Here is a 19,271-nt window from a genome sequence, read left to right on the forward strand (position 1 = left end):
CGCGGCGATTTTATGAAATGGCTCGCCCGCCCCTATTCGCAACATCACGTAAGTAGGTTTCTGCCGATCAGTTTTGCGGGATTTACGAATGTCGGCGCGGGTCGTGAGTTCATAGGATCACGCCGACGAGCGCGAACCGATGCGCTCAACAATAGGCGGGAAGAGCCATGACGATACGCAACCTGTCGCCCCTTCTACATGCCAAAAGCATAGTCCTTGTAGGAGGATCGGATCGAAAGGGAGCGGTCGGCACCCTGGTTCTCGACAATCTGCTCGCGGGCGGTTTCGACGGCGCGGTCTATGTCGTCAACCCACATCCTGTTTCGAGGCCGGGGGCGACATGGTGCGATGCGGTCGCCAGCCTCCCCGAAGCGCCCGAACTCGCCATCATCATGACGCCAGCGCCAACGGTTGCGACGATCATCGACCAACTGGGAGCCTTGGGAACCCGCTGTGCCGTGATCCTTTCTGCCGGTTTCACAGATGTCGGCGGACGTCGCCGCGAGATCATCGACGCTGCCCAGCGGCATGATATGCGGATGGTCGGACCCAATTGCCTGGGCATCATGGCCCCTCATGCGAAGTTGAACGCCACCTTCGCACGAACCGGGGCACGTCCGGGACATCTCGGCCTCATATCCCAGAGCGGCGCGCTCATCACCGCTGTGCTCGATTGGGCGCAGACCCGCAATATCGGTTTCTCCGCGATTGTGTCGGCCGGAGATATGGCCGACGCGGATCTTGGCGACCTCATAGATCTTCTTGCCGCGGATCCGCACACCCACGCGATCCTGCTCTATGTCGAAGGGGTGACGCAGGCGGCGGAGTTCATGGCGGCAGCGCGAGCGGCGGCGCTTACCAAACCCATCATCGCGATCAAGGCGGGCAAGAGTCAGCTCGCGGCGCAGGCCACACGATCCCATACGGGCGCGATGATCGGCGCCTATGATGTGTACGAAGCTGCTTTTGCGCGGTCGGGCATCATCCTCGTGGACAGCCTTACCGAGCTTTTCGATGCCGCCGAAATAGTTTGCGCATGCCAGCCGGTGCCGGACGCCAGGCTGGCGATCCTGACCAATGGCGGTGGAGCGGGCATATTGGCGGTCGATGCCCTGGCCCGCACCGGCGGCCAACTCGCCACCCTGACACCTGAGACATTGAGCCTGCTCGACAGTGGCCTGCCCACCGACTGGCCCTGCGGCAATCCTGTTGATGTGTTGGGCGATGCAGATGCGACCAGATATAGTCAGGCGCTACGCTCGATCTTGCGCGATGCGGCTTGTGATGCCGTGCTGGTCATGAACTGCCCGACGGCACGCAGCGAAGCGGATGAGACGGCCCGGGCGATCTGTCAGGAAGTTGCAGCGGCAGCAGACGAGCGCGTTCACAAGCCTGTCATTGCCTGCTGGCTTGGCGATGCCAATGCCGCTGCTGTCAGGCCGGTGTTCACGGCGGCGGGCATTCCAGTCTTTTCCAGGCCCGACGATGCCGTGCGCGCCTTTGGCTATCTGGCCCAGGCGCGCCGCGTGCGCAAAAATCTGACCGATGCGCCCGCGCTAACGCGGGAGGTGAAGGCCGACCGCACCTCAGCCCGCGCGATCATCGCGAGCGCGCAGGCCGAAAAGTGCACGCTTCTGTCCGAGATCAAGGTGAAAAAGCTGCTGGAGGCTTATGGCATCCCCGTTGCGCCGACCCGCTTCGCCGCATCAGCGGATGCCGTGGAGGAAGCCTGCTGCTGGCTGAGCGCACCCTATGCGGTCAAAATCGTTTCTCGTGATATTGCGCACAAATCGGATGTCGGCGGAGTAGCGCTCGACCTGCCCGACGCGGGCTCTGCAGTCGCCGCAGCGCGGGACATGGAACGGCGAATCCGGCGCGATCATCCCACGGCTCGTATCCAGGGGTTCGCAGTCGAGGACATGATCAAGACCAGCGGCGGCGTCGAAATGATCGTGGGCATCACGACCGATCCCACCTTTGGCCCGGTCATCATGGTCGGTGCGGGCGGCACTGCTGCAGAGTTCATGAAGGACAAGGCGATCGATCTTATCCCCCTCGATCATGCGCAGGCGCGTGCTTTGATGGCGCGGACGCGCATCTCCGCGATCCTTGCCGGCTACCGCAACCTGCCTGCCGCCGATGTGGAAAGCCTCGCTGACGTGCTGGATGCCGTATCAGCCATGGCGGTCGATCTGCCCGACCTGCTCGAACTGGACATCAATCCGTTGGTGGTAAGTCCCGCCGGAGTGATCGCGCTTGATGCCCGGGCGCGGATCACGTCAGAGCCAGCCGCTGCATCCCGCCTCGTTATCCGCGCCGCTCCGGAAGGCTGGGCGTCCGACCTTGTGACGGAGCATGGGCTGCGTTTCCAGGTGCGCCCGGTGCGGCCCGATGACGAGACAGCGGTCGCAAACTTCTTCGACCATGTTTCGCCTGAAGATCTGCGCTTCCGCTTCATGTCGGGCCTTCCCAGAGTGCGGCATGAGCAGATCACGATGATGACGCGGGTGGATTATCTCCGGACGATCAGCTTTCTCGCATTCGACGACGATCACCACGACATTATCGCCATCGCCATGCTCGCCACCGATCCCGACCGCAACCGCGCCGAAATCGCGCTTACCACGCGAGCGGACATGAAAGGCAAGGGCATAAGTTGGACATTGTTCGAACATGTGCTGCGCTATGCCAAATCGGAGGGCATCGACACGGTCGAAGCCATCGAATGCGCTGACCATGACGCGGCCCTTCGCATGGAGCGCGAGCTTGGCTTCACCACGATCGCAGACCCGGACGATCCCACCATTCGCATCGCCAGGAAGGACATCGCGGGCGCTGCGACGGCCAGCTGACCGAGGCAGCGCAGCTATCGCGATTTGCCCGTAGGCGAACGGTGCTTTTTTCCTACGCTGCGGATCATCACCATGCCCGGAATCAGCGGCAGCCACAGAGTGAATAGGCGCAGCAGCATCGTCGCGGCGAAGGCTGGCTCCAAATCCACTCCCAGCAGGTGAAGCATCGCCACCGATGTCGCTTCGAAGCTGCCAAGGCCCATCGGGATCGGTCCCAGAGTGGCGACGACCGACGCCATGATCAGGGCGATGAAGGCGGTACTGAACGCCACATGTTGATTGAGACCATGGAGGCAGGCGAACAGCGTCGCCGCATCGGCAACGAAGATCATCGCATTACACGCTGCGACGGTCAGGATAAGGCGACTGTCCCGCAGCAGCGCCGCCGGGGCTTCCGCCACTGTTTCAAGCAGTTTGCGGACAAAGCCGATACTCCCGATCCCGGCTGGCAAGCGCCGGTTCCCTCGACGGCGCAACCACAGCGCCAGCGCAGGTATGGCAAACGCGACCAGCAGGAAAAGCGTGATTGTCGCCGCCATCAATGGCGTCGCTCGATCATGCAGCCAGAGTAGCACGAGCGTCAGAAGCGCGAAGACGGCATAGGCCGCGTAAAAGCCGATCATGGACAGTAGCAGCGTCGCCACTGCCGCCCCCTTCGGCACCCCAAGCCCACGCAGTTGATCGACGAGCAGGATGTTCCCGCCCATGCCTGCACTGGGCAGGACCTGGTCTGCGAACAGCTTGGTAAGCGCAATCCGCATCAGCGCCTGCATTGGCCGTCGCATGTTCGCGCGCCGCAACACCGCTGACCATCCCGCCGCCACGCTCACATAGGTCGACAGTTGCAGCAACAACGCAACGGCGATCCAGCCCGGCGCGGATTGCTGCAGCAGCAGGGCAAACCGCCTGACTTCCCCCCAATGCACAATCGCGGCGAACAGGCCCGCCACGATGAGCAGCGCCAGGAACCAGCTTCGCCATCGAGTAGATGCCATACCTCCTCCGACGCCGACATTGGGTAGTTCTGCCGCTGAGCGCAGCCGGGGCAGTTACGTAGCTTAACGGATTCGAGCCGGAAGCAGGATCGGCAAATTCGCTTAGTCGATCCTCGTCAAATGGAGCCGTGATGGCCTTTCCCATTCCCTTGCAGCTCCGACATGTCGGTGTCGATGACCCGGTGCGCCGGGAAACGGTTCCAGCGCGTGAAGGCGATGGAGGCCGGGTTCCTCCGGAATTCTGGCGTTCGACCGCCCCGCAGATCCTCGCCATGCTGCGCACAAGCGAAAGGGGCCTATCCTCAGCCGAAGCCCGCAGCAGGCTTGCAAGCGCGGGCCCCAACACTCTGTTCCAGAAGACCCCTCGGCGACTTATCGTGGATCTGGCGCGGCGGGTGGGCAATCCGCTCGTTCTGATGCTCCTGGCGGCATCCGTCGTGGCAGGCGCAACGGGCGAGATGACGAGCTTCGTCATGATCGTCGCCATGGTCTTCCTGTCCACCGTCCTGGACACGATCCAGGAACGGCGCGCCGAAGCAACGGCGGCGGCGCTGCGCGAATCGATCGCCCTCGTGGCCCGGACGCTCCGGGACGGTGCCGCAGTGCCGGTTTCCGTCCAAGATCTGGTGCCGGGTGACATCGTGCTGCTGTCGGCGGGGGATTTGGTGCCTGCCGATGGAATCGTGCTTTGCGCCAATGCGGCCCAGGTCAACCAAGCCGCGCTGACCGGAGAACCTTTCCCGGTCGAGAAAACGCCGCACGTCGAACCCGGCGCGTCGATGACGGAGGCAAGAAACCTCCTGCTGCATGGTAGTTCCATGATCGGCGGCAGCGCCACGATGCTGGTAGTCCAAACGGGTGACCGCACACATTTCGGCGGCATCGCCCGGTCGCTTGGCCAGGAGCAACCGCCCACCGCCTTCGAGCGAGGCATTCACAAGCTGGGCCTGCTGATCGTGCGAATGACGATCTTCCTGGTTCTCTTCGTGATCCTGGCGCATCTGGCGCTTGGCCGTCCGCCGGTCGAATCCTTCCTGTTTGCGATGGCGCTGGCCGTCGGCCTTACGCCTGAACTGCTGCCGATGGTGATGACGATCGGGCTGGCGCGCGGGGCGCAGCGCATGGCGCAGGCCAGGGTGGTGGTGAAGCGGCTCTCCGCCATCCACGACCTGGGCGAAATGGACATATTGTGCACTGACAAGACAGGAACGCTGACCGAGGCCCGCATCATGATGACGGGCCATCCGGGAATTGACGGCACGGACAGCGAGCGCGTTTTCGAGCTTGCAGCAGTCAATGCCCGTTTTGAGAGCGGTTTGCGAAGCCCGCTCGACGACGCCCTGCTTGCCCATACCGGCCATCACCCGCTCACCGGATGGCGAAAGCTCGACGAGCGTCCGTTCGATTTCGAAAGGCGCCGGGTGTCGGTGCTCGCCGAATGGCAGGGCAAAAGAGTCGAGATCGTGAAAGGCGCGCCGGAAGCAATTCTCGGCCTTTGCAGCCAGGCAGAGGCGGCAGACGGAACGATCGTGCCGCTCGATGCTGCCTTGAAGACGCAACTTGCGCGTCTGCACGACGACAATGCCAGCCAAGGTCTTCGCTTGCTGGGCATCGCTTGGAAGGCGGCACAAGGCCGGGACCGCATCGAAACGGACGATGACGATCATCTGACATTTGCGGGCTACTGCCTGTTCCTTGATCCACCCAAAAATTCAGCCGCGGCCGCTATCGCGCGGCTCGAAGCGAAAGGCGTCCATACCAAGGTCATTTCGGGAGACGCCGCCCCCGCCGTGCAGCATCTGATGACCGCGCTCGAACGGCCGGCCTCCCACCTCCTCACCGGGGATGAAATTGCCGCACTCGACGACTCTGCACTGGCGGTTCGTGTGACGGAGACGGACCTTTTCGCCCGCGTGACCCCGGACCAGAAATTGCGGATCGTGCGCGCGCTTCAGGCGCGGGGCCATGTGGTCGGATTTCTCGGCGACGGCATCAATGACGCGCCGGCCATCCGGGCGGCGGATGTCGGTCTTTCGGTCGATGGCGCAACAGACGTCGCCCGCGAAGCGGCGGACATGATCCTGCTCGCCCCCGACCTTGCCGTGCTGGCCGCAGGCGTCACGGAAGGGCGCCGTACCTATGCCAATATCCTCAAATATATCCGCATGGGCACCAGCTCCAATTTCGGCAACATGCTGACGATGGCCCTGGCGTCGCTCTTCCTTCCTTTCCTGCCCCTGACGCCAGTGCAGATCCTGCTCAACAACATGCTTTATGATCTGTCGCAGACCGGCATTCCGTTCGACAGCGCCGAGAGCGGTGATCTGGCATCCCCCCGCGGATGGGATATGCGCGCTCTTGTCCGCTTCACCGTCATCATGGGCCCCCTGTCATCGCTGTTCGACATCGCTACCTTCGCCGCGCTTATCGCTCTTTTTCATGTCGATGTGCCGACCTTCCGGACCGCATGGTTCATGGAATCGATGGCGACGCAGATATTGGTGGTCTTCGTTATCCGAACGTCAGCGCCAATGTGGCGGCAACATCCGCATCGCCTCCTGGTGGCGACAGCCAGCCTTTGTTTGGCATCGGCGATCGCCCTCCCCTTCCTCCCAATCGCCTCAGCGCTAGGTTTCACTGCTCCAGCCTTCCCTATTCTCGCCGTTACGGCGACGCTGGTCGCCGCCTATCTGCTTTCGGCCGAGGGCATGAAGCGCCTGATCATGCGGTAATCTTAAAAGCCGCTCAGGGCGCGATCAGAACCTTGAGCGCCTGGGTCTCGGCTGCCCGACCGAATACCGCATAGGCATCCATGGTGGCATCGAGCGTGAAGCGATGGGTGACGAGCTTCTTCGCGTCGATCTTTCAGCCAGACACGGTGTTAAGCAGCATCACCGTTGGACCCCTGGTACTATCCGTAGATTCACGAACGTCCGCTGGTCGCGCATCAGGTTAGATTGATGGGCATCGCGCGAGGGAGGATGTATGCGCGGAAGGAGCGCGGCAGGTGAATAAGATGATCGCCATGCAGATTAGTGGTCCGGGCAAGCCGTTGGAAAAGGTCTATCGCGCCGTCGCCGAACCTGCCGCAGGGGAACTGCTGATCGAAGTTGCGGCCTGCGGGGTCTGCCGTACCGACCTTCATGTTCTCGACGGCGAAATTGCCGCCCGCTATCCGATCATCCCCGGCCATGAAATTGTCGGCCGCGTCGCTGCGATCGGCCCCGATGTGACAGGTTTCCTGCTGGGACAGCGGGTCGGCGTCCCTTGGCTCGGCCACACATGCGGCCAGTGCTCCTACTGTCGTACGGGGCGCGAAAATCTCTGCGACGCGCCGCTCTTCACCGGGGCAACGCGGGACGGAGGCTATGCCAGCTATGCCGTTGCCGATGCCCGATATTGCTTCAGCCTTCCCGCACGCTTTTCCGACGTGGAGGCCGCGCCGCTCCTCTGCGCCGGACTTATCGGATGGAGGGCGCTCCGCCTCGCCGGCCCGGCGCCGGTCATCGGCCTTTACGGATTTGGCGCGGCGGCGCATATCCTTGCGCAGATCGCCACGCAGCAGGGACGCACCGTCCACGCCTTCACCAAAGAGGGTGACGAAGCGGGGCAGGCTTTCGCCCGATCGCTGGGCTGCGCCTGGGCAGGCTCATCGTCCGAGCGGCCGCCCGACCTGCTCGACGCCGCGCTGATCTTCGCGCCAGCAGGCGAGTTGGTCCCTATCGCCTTAAGGTCCGTCCGCAAAGGCGGCAGGGTCGTTTGCGCCGGCATCCACATGAGCGACATCCCTTCCTTCCCCTATGTCGATCTGTGGGAAGAGAGGCAGATACTTTCTGTCGCCAACCTGACGCGGGAAGACGGCACCTCCTTTTTCGAGCTTGCCGACAAGATCAAACTCCAGACCGTAACGGAAACCTTTCGGCTCGAAGATGCCAATGCAGCGCTGCAAAGTCTTCGAACCGGCAAGGTGAAGGGGGCCGCCGTCCTCATTCCCTGACAAGCCGTGCGTAACTCTACTTATGGCGTCCCGCCGCCACGCGAGAGAGATTCACACATAGAGTCGCGTTGCGGAGGATTTTTCCATGGGCCGTTTCCCGATCAGTGTTGTGCTTCTGAACCTCGTATTCGTCGCCGGAGCGTCGGCACAAACGACAAAGCCTCACGCCAGCCACCATCCGGCGGAAGCAGTGAAGCCAGCGCCCCCTGCGGCGGGGAACGCCCCTCATGATTGCCCAATGATGAAGGGCGAGGACGCCGGTCGCGGCATGGTGCACGATAGCGGGCAACCGTCACCGCTTCAAAAAGGCCCCGCTCACCAGATGGCCGATGGAATGGAACATTGCGCGGATATGCATGGCCCACCAGCATCCGGTCAGCCGAGTTCCAAGCCATGAGCGGGACCGGCCATCGCCGCCCGTGACGTCCCACACAGCAGAGCAGGAGAAGGATGATGACTGATTTTCGTTCCCTCATTCCCTTTGGCCGCGGAAGCATGTTGCGCGGAGGATTTGATCCCTTCACCGACTTCCGGAGAGAGATGGATCGGCTGGTCGATGATTTCGGCCGCGGCTGGCCGACGGCGACCGCTGGCGACAGCAAAGGCTTTCTCCTGCCCAAGGCCGACATAGCCGAGACCGAGGCCGGTCTTGAACTAACGGCCGAATTGCCCGGCTTCGACGAAAAGGATGTGTCGCTGGACATTCAGGAAGGCGTCCTGACCGTCAAGGCGGAGCATAAGGAAGAGCGTGAAGAGAAGGATGAGAAGAAACATTACCATCTGGTCGAACGCCGCCAGGGTAGCTTTTTGCGCCGCTTCGCCCTTCCGTTCGAGGCTGATGCCGACAAGGCCAGCGCGCATCTGGAAAAGGGGCTGCTGAAGGTGATCGTGCCCCGCTTGGCCACGGAGGCGAAGAAGCCGCGCCAAATCCCCGTGGGATCGCAGAAGACGGGATGAGCCAGATCGATACGGTCGGGCAATGATATTCGCCTAATGCTATAGAGGGGGCATGAAACGCGTCGCGCCCTGGCTGCTGCTGTCGGCGCTGCTGGCGGCAGCGCTGGCTTATTGGCTGCTGTCCGGCCGAACGCGGGAAGTGACGCTGGCGCCGGTGCGCGTCGGCGAGGCGGTCGAACTGGTCTATGCCACTGGCTTTGTCGAAGCCGAACATCCTGTTTCCGTCGCCGCGCGTTTTTCTGCGCCGGTGCGACAGGTGCTGGTCGACGAAGGAGATCGCGTCATCCGCGGACAGCCGCTCATCCTGCTCGATGATGATGAGCTGCGCCATGCGCTACAACAAGCGAGCGCGCAGCGCCGCGCAGCCATCCAGGTCGAGCGGCGAACGCTTGCCCTGTTTGCGAAGGGCTGGGTCACCCGCGCCGCCCGTGATGCAGCGATCGCCGAAGCGGATACCGCTCGGGCTGCCGAGGCCAGTGCCGGGGCTCGGCTCGACCAGATGGTGGTACGATCGGGGATGGACGGCATTGTCCTGCGCCGTGATGTGGAGCCGGGCGATCTGGCTGTACCCAGCCGCACCCTGATGACCTTGGGCGACCCAGCCCGCATCCGTATCACCGCCACTATCGATGAACGGGACGTGCCGCGCATCCGCCCCGGTCAACCCGCGCTGATGGCAAGCGACGCCTGGCCGGGTCGGGTGCTGCACGGCCATGTGCGTGAGGTCACGCCAGGTGGCGATCCGGAGCAACGCGCGTTTCGCGCCCGGATCGTTACCGACGGCACATTGGCCCTGCCGCTGGGCCTGACGCTGGAAGTCAACATCGTGACGCGGCGGGCGGCGCGCGCCCTGCTCCTTCCCGCAACCGCAGTCGAAAGCGGCCATGTCTGGACCGTTCGCAACGGCCGTGCCCATCGTCATCCGGTGCGTACAGGCATAGCGGGATCCCACGACATTCAGGTTCTTTCGGGCCTGTCGCGGCATGAGCAGGTCGTCAGGGCCCCTGAAGGCAAGCTCACCGAAGGCATGCGCGTACGAGTGACCCGATGAACGGCCAGCTGCGACTGCTGGCGGGGATCGCAGCCCGGCATCTCGCAGGGCGCAGGCGGCAGACGCTGGTCGCGGTGAGCGGCGTCGCTGTGGGTGTAGGCTTCTTCCTCGCCGTGTCGGCCATGATGATCGGCAGTCAGAACGACTTCATCAAGACGCTGATCGATGCAGCGCCGCACATCATCATTTCCGACGAATTGCGCAGCCCGCCACCGCAACCGGGCGTGCGTGCCTATCCGGGGGCCGCGATCGGCCTGCGCCATTACAAGGTCCGCAACGAGGTGCGCGGCCTGAAAGGATGGCCCGAGCTGCTGCGCGCGGTCAATGCTCAGCCGGGGGCGATCGGCTCACCCAGCCTGACCGGCGCCATCACCCTGCGCAGCGGCGGGCGCGAGGAGGCACTCACCATCATCGGCGTCGATCCGGCGGTCGAGGAGAAGGTCAGCGCCATCGCGGACAAACTCCGCACCGGGCGGCTGCGCGATCTGGAAAGTACGCAGGGCGGCATCATCATCGGTGAGGAGATGGCACAACGCCTCGGCCGCGGCATGGGCGACGTGGTGGGCGCGACCGCCGCTTCGGGCAAGAGCAGGTCGCTGCGGATCGTCGGCCTGTTCAAGCGCGGCCAGAGCCAGCTCGGCCCGTCGGCCGGCTATGTGCTGCTGCGGGAGGCGCAGTCGCTGCTGAACCGCCCTTTCATCATCAACCGGATCGGCGTGCATCTGGACGACCCTTATGCCGCGCAGCCGATCGGCCGCGATCTGGAGGCGCGCTTTTCCTACAAGGCGGAAAGCTGGCAGGAACGATCCGCCGATTTCCTCTCGCTGCTCGTGACGCGCAACGTCATCATGTACAGCGTGGTGTCCGCCATCCTGCTGGTGGCCAGCTTCGGCATTTACACGGTCGTGTCCAACAGCGTCGCGGACAAGAGGCGCGACATCGCGATCATGCGTTCCATCGGCTTTTCCGAGCGCGATCTTCAACTGATCTTCGTGCTCGAAGGGCTGGCGCTGGCGGTGATCGGCATCTTCGTCGGATGGCTGCTAGGCTATGGGCTAATGGCCATATTGGGGTCGCTCCATTTTCCCATTGCCGGAGAAAATCAGCGCCTGCCACTCGACCGTTCAGCCCGGCAATATGCCATCGCTGCCGCTGCATCGCTCTTTTCCGGCGTGATCGCCGCCTGGCTCCCGGCGCGAAAGGCGGCGCGGGTCGATCCCGTCGACATCTTGCGGGGCGCGGTATGAGCCCGATCATGCAGGCGCAGCGGCTATCGCGTGAACTCGCCGGAACACCCCCGGTGACGCTGGTGACCGATGTTTCGTTAGCGATCGATCCGGGTAGCTTCGTCGCCATTGTCGGACCGTCTGGCTGCGGCAAATCCTCGCTGCTCTATCTGCTGGGACTGCTGGATCGACCGACCGAAGGATCGGTGCTGTTCCAGGGCTGTGACATGAACCCGCTGGATGGCGATGAGCGTGCACAGATCCGGCTGGCGAGCTTCGGGTTCGTGTTCCAGTTCCATTTCCTGCTGCCTGAGTTCACCGCGCTTGAAAATGTGATGCTGCCCATCCGCAGGCTTGGCCAGCTGTCGCAATCACAGGCGCGGGAGAAGGCGCAGAGCCTGCTGGCGGATGTCGGTCTTGGCGCGAAGGTCGATAAGACGCCCAACCGCCTGTCGGGCGGCGAGCGGCAGCGCGTGGCGATCGCCCGGGCGATTGCGAACGACCCCGCGCTGGTGCTGTGTGATGAACCGACCGGCAATCTCGACAGCCAGAACAGCGCCCGCGTGATCGAGATGTTCCGCGCCCTCGCCCATGATCAGGGCCGCGCAGTCGTGTGCGTGACCCACGATGCCGATGTTGCCGGTGCTGCCGACGTGCAGATCTCCATGCTGGACGGCCGGATCAGCGAAACCGAGATCCGGGCGAGATGAACTCAGGCGCCGCGCACCATGACATAGGTGCCCACCGCCATCACGATGACGGCGAAAAGGCGTTCGAGCAGCCCCTTGCGCGCGCCCAGCCCGCGCCCGAGCAGGATGCCCATGGCCGCGCCGCCGACGCCGCCCACGATCATCACACCCACCAGCAACCAGTCGACATAGCCGGACAATGCGTAGGACGCTGCCGTAGTCAGGCCCAATGCGGTCACGACGACCAGCGACGTGCCGACCGCATTTTTGAGCGGCATAGCCGTCGCCATCACCAGGCCGGGCACGATCAGGAAACCGCCGCCAATCCCGAAAAAGCCAGCCGCCAGCCCGACCCCAAGGCCGATCGGCACAAGGCGGGGCAGCAGCTGTCTCGCGGTCGTGCGCGACAGGCGGACATCGGGAGCCTCTGCCGTCCTCTTCTTTCGCAACATGGAAATGCCGACCCCGATCATCAGCAGGCCGAACAGCATCAGCAGCCGCTGACCGTCCACTGCCTTGCCGATTTCAGCGCCCATCGCCGCCCCGATCACGCCTGCTGCTGCAAAGACGAAGGCACAGGGCCATTTCACCGTGCCCTCACGCGCATGACCGATCAGGCTGAAGGCGGCGTTGGCGGCGACCGCAACGGCCGCTGTCCCGATGGCGGCGTGGGCGGAACCCACGCCCACCACATAGACCAGCAGCGGCACGGCAAGGATCGACCCGCCGCCCCCGACCAGGCCCAATATGAGCCCGATCAGGCTTCCCGAAGCCAGGGCCGCAAAGATCATGGCCGTCGGCATGGCCGCCTCTTATGCGCGAAGAGCGCTGCGGTTCCACGGCATCAGCTGCAACAGCTTCGCCATGCCGCACCAGCCGGTCGCGCCCGCCATCATCAACCCCGCACCGACGAAGGCCGACAGGCCGAAGAAGACAGGAGCGACCAGAAAGCCGAGCAGGACGCCCAGCAGCACAAGTACTCCCGCCGCCATCTGGACCTGCCGCATAATCTCCAGCGGTCGGCTGCGGTCGAGGCGCGTCGGCAGCCCCGCCGCCCGCCACCCGTCAAGCCCGCCTTCAAGGATGTGGCAGGGCGTAAAACCCGCCGCGGCGCGCAGCGCCGCTTCATTAGCCTGCGTGCGCATGCCGGACTTGCAATGAAAGATGATGGGGCCAGGCACGCTCGGCAACGCGCCAAGGCGATCGAGCGGGACATGGATCGCGCCTGCTATATGTTCGCGGGCATGTTCATCAGCGCCACGGATATCGACGAGCGTAGCGCCCTTCGCCATGGCTTCGTCCGCATCGTGCGGCGTGATGGTCGTGATCGGCATCGGATCATTCCTTGCAGAAGATGGTGTAGAGGCTGGCGAGCAGTTGTTCCGTCCGCGGATCGGCGATGCGATACCAGATCGTCTGGCTTTCCCGCCGAAACGCGACTAGCCCCTCCTCCCGCATACGGGCGAGATGCTGGGACAAGGCTGATTGCGACAGGCCGACCTCACGCGCGATGTCGCCCACCGTCATCTCGCCATGTTCGACCAGCTTGCACAGCACCATCAGGCGCCGGGCGTTGCCCATCGCTTTCAAAAGGTTCGACACCTCACCGGCCTTCGTCTCGAAGGTGGCGAGGTCCATTGGCGGACGGATCATCATACACTCCATTAGATGTTGCTAATTTAGCATTGATGAATATATAATCAAGGGCAGATGGAGGATGGGATGGACGCGAAGCCCCTGATCGAAGCCTTTTTCGACGAAGCAACCTATACGGTGAGCTATCTGGTCGCCGACCCGGAAACCCGCGAGGCGGTGGTCATAGACCCGGTGATGAATTTCGATATCGCCAGCGGCGAGGCGGACACGCGCTCGGCCGAGCGGCTACTGACCTTCGCGGAACGGCAGGGCTGGCGGATCGCCATGGTGCTTGAAACCCATGCCCATGCCGATCACCTCTCCGCCGCCCCCTTCATCAAGGCCAGAACCGGCGCCCCGATCGGCATCGGCGAGCATATCCGCGATGTGCAGAAGATCTTCCGTCCCGTCTTCGGCCTGGATGAACTGCGGACGGATGGATCGGATTTCGACCGGCTGTTCCGCGACGGCGAGCAGTTTTCGGTCGGCACGCTGCGCTTCACTGTCATGCACGTGCCCGGCCACACGCCCGCCGACATCGCTTATCTGGTCGCCGACGCAGCTTTTGTCGGCGACACATTGTTCATGCCCGACTATGGGACGGCGCGTGCCGACTTCCCCGGCGGGGACGCGCGCACCCTCTACCGCTCCATCCGACGGCTGCTGAGCCTGCCCGAGGAAACCCGTCTGTTCCTGTGCCACGACTACAAGGCGCCGGGGCGCGCCGACTTTCGGTGGGAAACGACCGTCGGCGAGGAGCGACGGACAAGCATCCATATCCATGACGGCGTTGACGAAGAGAGTTTCGTCGCGATGCGCGAGGCACGGGATGCGACGCTTGCCGTGCCCCGGCTGCTGCTACCTTCTATCCAGGTCAACATCCGCGCCGGACGTTTCCCGGAAGCCGAAAACAACGGGGTCCGCTATCTCAAAATTCCCGTAAAGACGAAGACAAGCTGATCGTGTCTATTACCTATCGCGATCCATTCCGAGACGTGTAGCCTGGCAGCGTCGCCATGCCCGATATCGCCCATCCCTATCTCTCCCTGATCGCATCGATCGCTATCGGGCTGCTTGTCGGGCTTGAGCGGGGCTGGGTACAGCGGGACTTTGGCAAAGGGCGGCGGGTAGCGGGCTTCCGCACCTTTGGCCTGATAGGGCTGCTGGGTGGCATCGGCGGCCTGGCGCCCGACTTGGTCGCCGCAGCCCTAGGCTTGGGCGTCGCAGCCGTGCTGACCGTTGGCTATGCTCGCAGCGCCGATCAGGACAATCTGTCGGCAACGACCACGCTTGCAGGTCTGTTGACATTTGGCGCGGGTTTCTGCGCCACACGCCTCTCGTCAGGGCTCGGCCTGGCAATGGGCGCTGCGCTGTTCGCGATCCTGAGCGCGCGTCAATCGATGCACGCGCTGCTCCGCGGAATGGACGAGAGCGAGATTGAGGGTGTTTCCCGCTTCCTGCTCGTCGCTCTCATCATCCTGCCACTGCTGCCGGATGCCGCCTATGGGCCCTATGATGCGTGGAACCCCCGGAAAATCTGGATGGTGGTCGTGTTCGTGATGGGTTTGTCCTTCGCGGGCTATGCCATTTCCCGGCGCTTCGGCCGCGACCGTGGCGTGCTGCTGGTGGCGCTGACCGGGGCGATCGTCTCCTCCACCGCGGTCACGGCGGATTATGCGCGGCGGCTGCGCGACGAACCCGACGGAAGGGAATTATTGTCAGCGGGAATAGCGGTGGCGTCGATCGTGATGTTCGTGCGCGTTCAGCTGGTCGCGCTCGCCCTGATCCCGCGCGCAGTGCCGACCCTCGCGCTGACGATGGCGCCCGCGACCCTGGTAGCGGTGGCGTTTGCCCTGATTGCCTGGCGCGGGCACGGTAAGGGAGGCGACGGCGGCGCTGCCATAGCCAACCCGCTTGGCTTTACCCCGGCGCTCATGCTGGCGGCTCTTGTGGCAGGATTGTCGCTCGCAGCACGCTGGGCACTGATCCATTTCGGTCAGCAAGGCATGGCGGTGGTCCTGACGCTGACCGGCATTTCGGATGTGGATGCGGCGGTTATGACGATGGCCGGGCTACCGCCTCATCTGCTCGATGACCGGACCGCCGGACTGGTTCTGGGTGGCGCGGTGCTCGCGAACACATTTGCCAAGGCGGTGATGACCATGATCATTGGTTGGGGTCATGGCGGCTGCAGGGCAGCCATACCGCTGATCGCCGCCTTGGCCGCTGCGGGCGCCAGTCTTTTCGCCTGGATCGCGATCTGAACCGTACATCCTCTCGCCTGCGGCCTTGCCGCCTTCAGCCTTTTTGCAGATCACGCTCCAGCAATTTCAGCCGATCGACGATGGAAAAGAAAAAGGCGGTCGACCATCCGATCAGGATGATGCCGTTGGCGCCTTCGATAACGCCCAATATCCTGCTGCCGACCGGCAGCACCACATCTCCATAGCCTATGGTCACATAGGTGGAGGTAGAGAAGTACAGGGCATGCTCCAGATCCGGGAATGCGTCCAGCATCAGGTACAAAGCTGCCCAAAGCCAAATCTCCAGCGCGTGGAGCAGGAACAAGCCAAATGCCGCCAGCAGGATCGCCATGCCATTCACGATGGACGCCACGATCACTTTCGACGCGTGACGATGTCGACGAAGCAAGGCGAGCAGCGCGGCAAGTCCAATGAGATGAATGAGCACTGTCGCAGCCACCGCCCCGGTGGCGACGAGTAATTGAACAGGCAGGCTCATAGGTCAGACATAAGAGTTGATTCCTGCGTCCGGCAGCGATGATCGTGCCAGCAACGACCGCACGACTTGGCCATAATTGCCGTGATGGGACGGCCTAGTGCCCCAATATCAGCGGAATCTTCCCTCTGGTCAGGAGCCGCTTGGTGACGCCACCGAACGCTTCCATCAACCGGCCACGACCATAGGCGCCCATGATGACATAGTCCGCCCTCCACTGATCGCACTCTTCCTCGATTATGGCATCGGCCGGGTGCATGCGGTCATTGAGGACGCGGATTGTGGCCGGGATATTGTGGCGTGAAAGATATCGCGCAGCGTCGCTGGGCTCGGCCTGTATTGAGCCATCCTTGATGGTCAGTACCTCGACCTCCTCGGCGAGCGCAAGCAGGGGCGTACAAGCCCGCATCGTAGCGATGCAGGACGGATGCCCGTCCCACGCCAGCAGCGCTCTACTTATGTTGAGGCGCTTGGTATCTTGCGGGACGGCCAGGACGGGAACCCTGGCGTGCATCAGCACTTGGCTGGCGATTGTCCGCATGTCGGGGAGTGGGTAGCTGTCCAACTGTCGATTCAGCACCACGATGTCGGCGAGAGCGGCCTCCTTCAGCAGGCAACTAGCGATTTCCCCACTGGCGTCCACCCAATCCCAGCTTACGTCTTCCTTCGCCAAGCGCCCTGTAATCTTCGACTTGTTGTGAGCCTCGCTGACTCGTTCGTCGATCAAAACGGCCGTTTCACCAAAGCCGGCATAAAGGTCGCCCGCAATGACGGGGAAGGGAGTCACATCAATGCAACGCAAATGGCCGCCCAGCGCACGGGTCAAATCCAGCGCAGCCTGCAGCCGGGCTTCCTGACCTTCATCATCGTGCAGCAGAAGAAGAACATTTTTCATGACGATCTCCTCTGGAAAGACTGCAACTTACGGCCTGTTCGTCTGAAGCAGCTATGAGGAAAGATACGTAGGGCTGCATGTGCGTTAGCCGCGGCATGGGCGGTGCGGGCCCTTGGGGCGACCTGACCGTACAGTTCACCTTTGATCGGCTTCTTTCCTGCCGTTTTTAGGCTGAATTTCTGGCCAGCTGTGGTCTTCCATTAGTGATACGCCTGAAGCTCCGTCTGCGTAACCATGAAGGCATACTTTGCCTGCCTTCGCGCGGTTCCGTCGGGATAAACAGGCGGTCCGAGAGCAATTGATCCGCGGCAGCGATAAGCTCCCGATGCTGCGCGATGAGCCGGCGTTGGAAGACCGGATGCTCCCCAAAGGAATAGAGTCAGACGTCCTCTCATCCGCAGCGACAACTTTCGAAAATGGGAGACTTATCTTGTTTTGCGCCGGTCAGCTCGGTCGTTCAACACTCGCGTGCTGTGCCTGGGTATCAGAACAATTGAAGATTTACTTGGCTGCTACTTCGTGAAGCTCATTTCGGTCTCCTGTTTGCGCGGTGCATTTTAGTGGGGCGTTACCGGCGTAAAGGCAATGCGGATGGGCTATGGGTGATTATCGACGGGGCATGCGCTCCGATTGTGGGGAGGAGCCCAGAGCATCGCCAGCGTTGCCTCCGCCTGCGGTCATGCCGACCAGCGTGCTTTGACCCCCACCTGTGCCGGGCGTGGGGAGCTTGCGTTGGCGTGTCGGGGGTTTGTTGCGGATGAGCGGAGACGACAAAGCCGCCCTTTTTGGGGGCGGCGTTTGTGGATTTGTGCGGTGGTGATTTGGTTGCGGGAGTAGGATTTGAACCTACGACCTTCAGGTTATGAGCCTGACGAGCTACCGGGCTGCTCCATCCCGCGTCACCTTGATTTGCCTCTTTGGCTTTGGTGCCTGGAGGCGCAAAAGGGCGGCTTTATGGGCCGCCCTTGTTGCATGAGATGTGAATGGGTTTTTTTGATCCAAAGCGCAAGCTTCAATGCCTGGCGACGCCCTACTCTTCCGGGGCTTGAGCCACAGTACCATCGGCGCAGTCTGGTTTCACGGCCGAGTTCGGGATGGGATCGGGTGGGTCACAGACGCTATGGTCACCAAGCAATGAAGCTTGCGCTTTGGGTTTTAATCGATGCCGTGCACGCTATGTCTATTTGGTTGTTATCTGGCTTGAGGTGATCACCACGCTCGATGGCTGACACTGTTGTCCAGTGTTGTCATTGATGGTGGGACTCTCAGGCGCGATCAGAGCAATTAGGACCGGTTAGCTCCATATGTTACCACACTTCTACATCCGGCCTATCAAGGTCGTGGTCTACGACCGCTCGAAGAAATCTTATCTTGAGGGAGGCTTCCCGCTTAGATGCTTTCAGCGGTTATCCCGTCCATACATAGCTACCCTGCTGCGCCCTTGGCAGGACGACAGGTACACCAGAGGTATGTTCAACCCGGTCCTCTCGTACTAGGGTCAACTCCTCTCAAATTTCGACGCCCACGGCAGATAGGGACCAAACTGTCTCGCGACGTTCTGAACCCAGCTCACGTACCACTTTAATTGGCGAACAGCCAAACCCTTGGGACCTGCTCCAGCCCCAGGATGTGATGAGCCGACATCGAGGTGCCAAACGATTCCGTCGATATGAGCTCTTGGGAATCATCAGCCTGTTATCCCCGGCGTACCTTTTATCCGTTGAGCGATGGCCCTTCCACGAGGGACCACCGGATCACTATGACCGACTTTCGTCTCTGCTCGACTTGTCAGTCTCGCAGTCAGGCGGGCTTATGCCATTGCACTCTAACAGACGGTTTCCAACCGTCCTGAGCCCACCATCGCGCGCCTCCGTTACTCTTTAGGAGGCGACCGCCCCAGTCAAACTACCCGCCACAGAGGGTCCCTGCACCGGATAACGGTGCGAGGTTAGACATCAGAAAACAACAGGGTGGTATTTCACCTATGGCTCCACGACAACTGGCGTCATCGCTTCAAAGCCTCCCACCTATGCTACACAGTTCTTTCCTAATGCCACTCTGAAGCTGCAGTAAAGGTGCACGGGGTCTTTCCGTCTAACCGCGGGTACTCCGCATCTTCACGGAGAATTCAATTTCGCTGAGCATATCCTGGAGACAGTGGGGAAGTCGTTACGCCATTCGTGCAGGTCGGAACTTACCCGACAAGGAATTTCGCTACCTTAGGACCGTTATAGT

General features: G+C 62.4%; 15 protein-coding genes, 1 tRNA gene and 2 rRNA genes (1 of these 18 running past the window's edge). 9 read left to right on the forward strand and 9 right to left on the reverse strand.

Annotation, left to right across the window (positions count from 1 at the left end; genetic code table 11):
- Nucleotides 1-167: 167 nt before the first annotated feature.
- Nucleotides 168-2,852: a bifunctional acetate--CoA ligase family protein/GNAT family N-acetyltransferase gene (locus ACZ5Y5_RS17825; protein WP_464810760.1), complete on the forward strand. Its 2,685-nt coding sequence runs from the start codon at nt 168-170 to the stop codon at nt 2,850-2,852.
- A gap of 14 nt (nt 2,853-2,866) precedes the next feature.
- On the opposite strand, the gene ACZ5Y5_RS17830 is transcribed toward ACZ5Y5_RS17825, so the two are convergent.
- On the reverse strand, nt 2,867-3,847 hold the full coding sequence (locus ACZ5Y5_RS17830) for a lysylphosphatidylglycerol synthase transmembrane domain-containing protein (RefSeq protein WP_464810761.1): 981 nt from the start codon (nt 3,845-3,847) through the stop codon (nt 2,867-2,869).
- 131 nt (nt 3,848-3,978) lie between these two features.
- On the opposite strand from ACZ5Y5_RS17830, the gene mgtA reads away from it, so the two are divergent.
- The 6 genes from mgtA to ACZ5Y5_RS17860 all read left to right on the forward strand — a co-directional run bounded on the left by mgtA (nt 3,979) and on the right by ACZ5Y5_RS17860 (nt 11,788).
- Nucleotides 3,979-6,579 carry a magnesium-translocating P-type ATPase gene (gene mgtA, locus ACZ5Y5_RS17835; protein WP_464810762.1) on the forward strand — a complete coding sequence of 867 codons (2,601 nt, stop codon included), beginning with the start codon at nt 3,979-3,981 and terminating at the stop codon, nt 6,577-6,579.
- Nucleotides 6,580-6,863: 284 nt separating this feature from the next.
- Nucleotides 6,864-7,844 carry a zinc-dependent alcohol dehydrogenase family protein gene (locus ACZ5Y5_RS17840; RefSeq protein ID WP_464811645.1) on the forward strand — a complete coding sequence of 327 codons (981 nt, stop codon included), beginning with the start codon at nt 6,864-6,866 and terminating at the stop codon, nt 7,842-7,844.
- Between the two features lie 453 nt (nt 7,845-8,297).
- Nucleotides 8,298-8,801: an Hsp20/alpha crystallin family protein gene (locus ACZ5Y5_RS17845; RefSeq protein ID WP_464810763.1), complete on the forward strand. Its 504-nt coding sequence runs from the start codon at nt 8,298-8,300 to the stop codon at nt 8,799-8,801.
- 52 nt (nt 8,802-8,853) lie between these two features.
- Nucleotides 8,854-9,852, forward strand: coding sequence for an efflux RND transporter periplasmic adaptor subunit (locus ACZ5Y5_RS17850; RefSeq protein WP_464810764.1), 999 nt, complete (start codon nt 8,854-8,856; stop codon nt 9,850-9,852).
- Entirely contained in the window at nt 9,849-11,099 is a 1,251-nt protein-coding gene (locus ACZ5Y5_RS17855) for an ABC transporter permease (RefSeq protein ID WP_464810765.1), read from the forward strand. The genes ACZ5Y5_RS17850 and ACZ5Y5_RS17855 overlap by 4 nt, the downstream gene beginning before the upstream one ends.
- Nucleotides 11,096-11,788: an ABC transporter ATP-binding protein gene (locus ACZ5Y5_RS17860; protein WP_464810766.1), complete on the forward strand. Its 693-nt coding sequence runs from the start codon at nt 11,096-11,098 to the stop codon at nt 11,786-11,788. The genes ACZ5Y5_RS17855 and ACZ5Y5_RS17860 overlap by 4 nt, the downstream gene beginning before the upstream one ends.
- Before the next feature lie 2 nt (nt 11,789-11,790).
- On the opposite strand, the gene ACZ5Y5_RS17865 is transcribed toward ACZ5Y5_RS17860, so the two are convergent.
- The 3 genes from ACZ5Y5_RS17865 to ACZ5Y5_RS17875 are packed head-to-tail and all read right to left on the reverse strand — an operon-like array spanning nt 11,791 to nt 13,423.
- Nucleotides 11,791-12,570 carry a sulfite exporter TauE/SafE family protein gene (locus ACZ5Y5_RS17865; protein ID WP_464810767.1) on the reverse strand — a complete coding sequence of 260 codons (780 nt, stop codon included), beginning with the start codon at nt 12,568-12,570 and terminating at the stop codon, nt 11,791-11,793.
- A 9-nt stretch (nt 12,571-12,579) separates the two neighbouring features.
- Complete coding sequence (locus tag ACZ5Y5_RS17870; protein ID WP_464810768.1) at nt 12,580-13,101, reverse strand: rhodanese-like domain-containing protein; 522 nt, start codon at nt 13,099-13,101, stop codon at nt 12,580-12,582.
- Nucleotides 13,102-13,105: 4 nt separating this feature from the next.
- Nucleotides 13,106-13,423: an ArsR/SmtB family transcription factor gene (locus ACZ5Y5_RS17875; RefSeq protein ID WP_464810769.1), complete on the reverse strand. Its 318-nt coding sequence runs from the start codon at nt 13,421-13,423 to the stop codon at nt 13,106-13,108.
- 66 nt (nt 13,424-13,489) lie between these two features.
- Between ACZ5Y5_RS17875 and ACZ5Y5_RS17880 the strand changes: the two genes are divergently transcribed.
- Nucleotides 13,490-14,362, forward strand: coding sequence for an MBL fold metallo-hydrolase (locus ACZ5Y5_RS17880; protein ID WP_464810770.1), 873 nt, complete (start codon nt 13,490-13,492; stop codon nt 14,360-14,362).
- A gap of 56 nt (nt 14,363-14,418) precedes the next feature.
- Nucleotides 14,419-15,666, forward strand: a complete 1,248-nt coding sequence (locus ACZ5Y5_RS17885; protein ID WP_464810771.1) for an MgtC/SapB family protein — start codon at nt 14,419-14,421, stop codon at nt 15,664-15,666.
- A 34-nt stretch (nt 15,667-15,700) separates the two neighbouring features.
- Here the strand turns inward: ACZ5Y5_RS17885 and ACZ5Y5_RS17890 are convergent, their stop codons facing one another.
- From ACZ5Y5_RS17890 to ACZ5Y5_RS17910, 5 genes are all read right to left on the reverse strand, one after another.
- Nucleotides 15,701-16,144 (reverse strand): potassium channel family protein, encoded by a 444-nt coding sequence (locus ACZ5Y5_RS17890; RefSeq protein WP_464810772.1) that lies wholly within the window; start codon nt 16,142-16,144, stop codon nt 15,701-15,703.
- 94 nt (nt 16,145-16,238) lie between these two features.
- Complete coding sequence (locus ACZ5Y5_RS17895) at nt 16,239-17,036, reverse strand: universal stress protein (RefSeq protein WP_464810773.1); 798 nt, start codon at nt 17,034-17,036, stop codon at nt 16,239-16,241.
- 822 nt (nt 17,037-17,858) lie between these two features.
- A tRNA-Met gene (locus ACZ5Y5_RS17900) sits at nt 17,859-17,935 on the reverse strand.
- 118 nt (nt 17,936-18,053) lie between these two features.
- Nucleotides 18,054-18,168: ribosomal RNA gene (gene rrf / locus ACZ5Y5_RS17905) — 5S ribosomal RNA — on the reverse strand.
- A gap of 132 nt (nt 18,169-18,300) precedes the next feature.
- A 23S ribosomal RNA gene (locus tag ACZ5Y5_RS17910) occupies nt 18,301-19,271 on the reverse strand; it runs 1,839 nt beyond the window's last position.

This window comes from Sphingobium sp. TomTYG65, assembly GCF_055395525.1.

Bases quoted from the DNA above. Each gene is read 5' to 3' on its own strand.
- ACZ5Y5_RS17825 (WP_464810760.1), top strand. From the start codon at position 168: ATGACGATACGCAACCTGTCGCCCCTTCTACATGCCAAAAGCATAGTC.
- ACZ5Y5_RS17830 (WP_464810761.1), bottom strand. From the start codon at position 3,847: ATGGCATCTACTCGATGGCGAAGCTGGTTCCTGGCGCTGCTCATCGTG.
- mgtA (WP_464810762.1), top strand. From the start codon at position 3,979: ATGGCCTTTCCCATTCCCTTGCAGCTCCGACATGTCGGTGTCGATGAC.
- ACZ5Y5_RS17840 (WP_464811645.1), top strand. From the start codon at position 6,864: ATGATCGCCATGCAGATTAGTGGTCCGGGCAAGCCGTTGGAAAAGGTC.
- ACZ5Y5_RS17845 (WP_464810763.1), top strand. From the start codon at position 8,298: ATGACTGATTTTCGTTCCCTCATTCCCTTTGGCCGCGGAAGCATGTTG.
- ACZ5Y5_RS17850 (WP_464810764.1), top strand. From the start codon at position 8,854: ATGAAACGCGTCGCGCCCTGGCTGCTGCTGTCGGCGCTGCTGGCGGCA.
- ACZ5Y5_RS17855 (WP_464810765.1), top strand. From the start codon at position 9,849: ATGAACGGCCAGCTGCGACTGCTGGCGGGGATCGCAGCCCGGCATCTC.
- ACZ5Y5_RS17860 (WP_464810766.1), top strand. From the start codon at position 11,096: ATGAGCCCGATCATGCAGGCGCAGCGGCTATCGCGTGAACTCGCCGGA.
- ACZ5Y5_RS17865 (WP_464810767.1), bottom strand. From the start codon at position 12,570: ATGCCGACGGCCATGATCTTTGCGGCCCTGGCTTCGGGAAGCCTGATC.
- ACZ5Y5_RS17870 (WP_464810768.1), bottom strand. From the start codon at position 13,101: ATGCCGATCACGACCATCACGCCGCACGATGCGGACGAAGCCATGGCG.
- ACZ5Y5_RS17875 (WP_464810769.1), bottom strand. From the start codon at position 13,423: ATGATGATCCGTCCGCCAATGGACCTCGCCACCTTCGAGACGAAGGCC.
- ACZ5Y5_RS17880 (WP_464810770.1), top strand. From the start codon at position 13,490: ATGGACGCGAAGCCCCTGATCGAAGCCTTTTTCGACGAAGCAACCTAT.
- ACZ5Y5_RS17885 (WP_464810771.1), top strand. From the start codon at position 14,419: ATGCCCGATATCGCCCATCCCTATCTCTCCCTGATCGCATCGATCGCT.
- ACZ5Y5_RS17890 (WP_464810772.1), bottom strand. From the start codon at position 16,144: ATGAGCCTGCCTGTTCAATTACTCGTCGCCACCGGGGCGGTGGCTGCG.
- ACZ5Y5_RS17895 (WP_464810773.1), bottom strand. From the start codon at position 17,036: ATGAAAAATGTTCTTCTTCTGCTGCACGATGATGAAGGTCAGGAAGCC.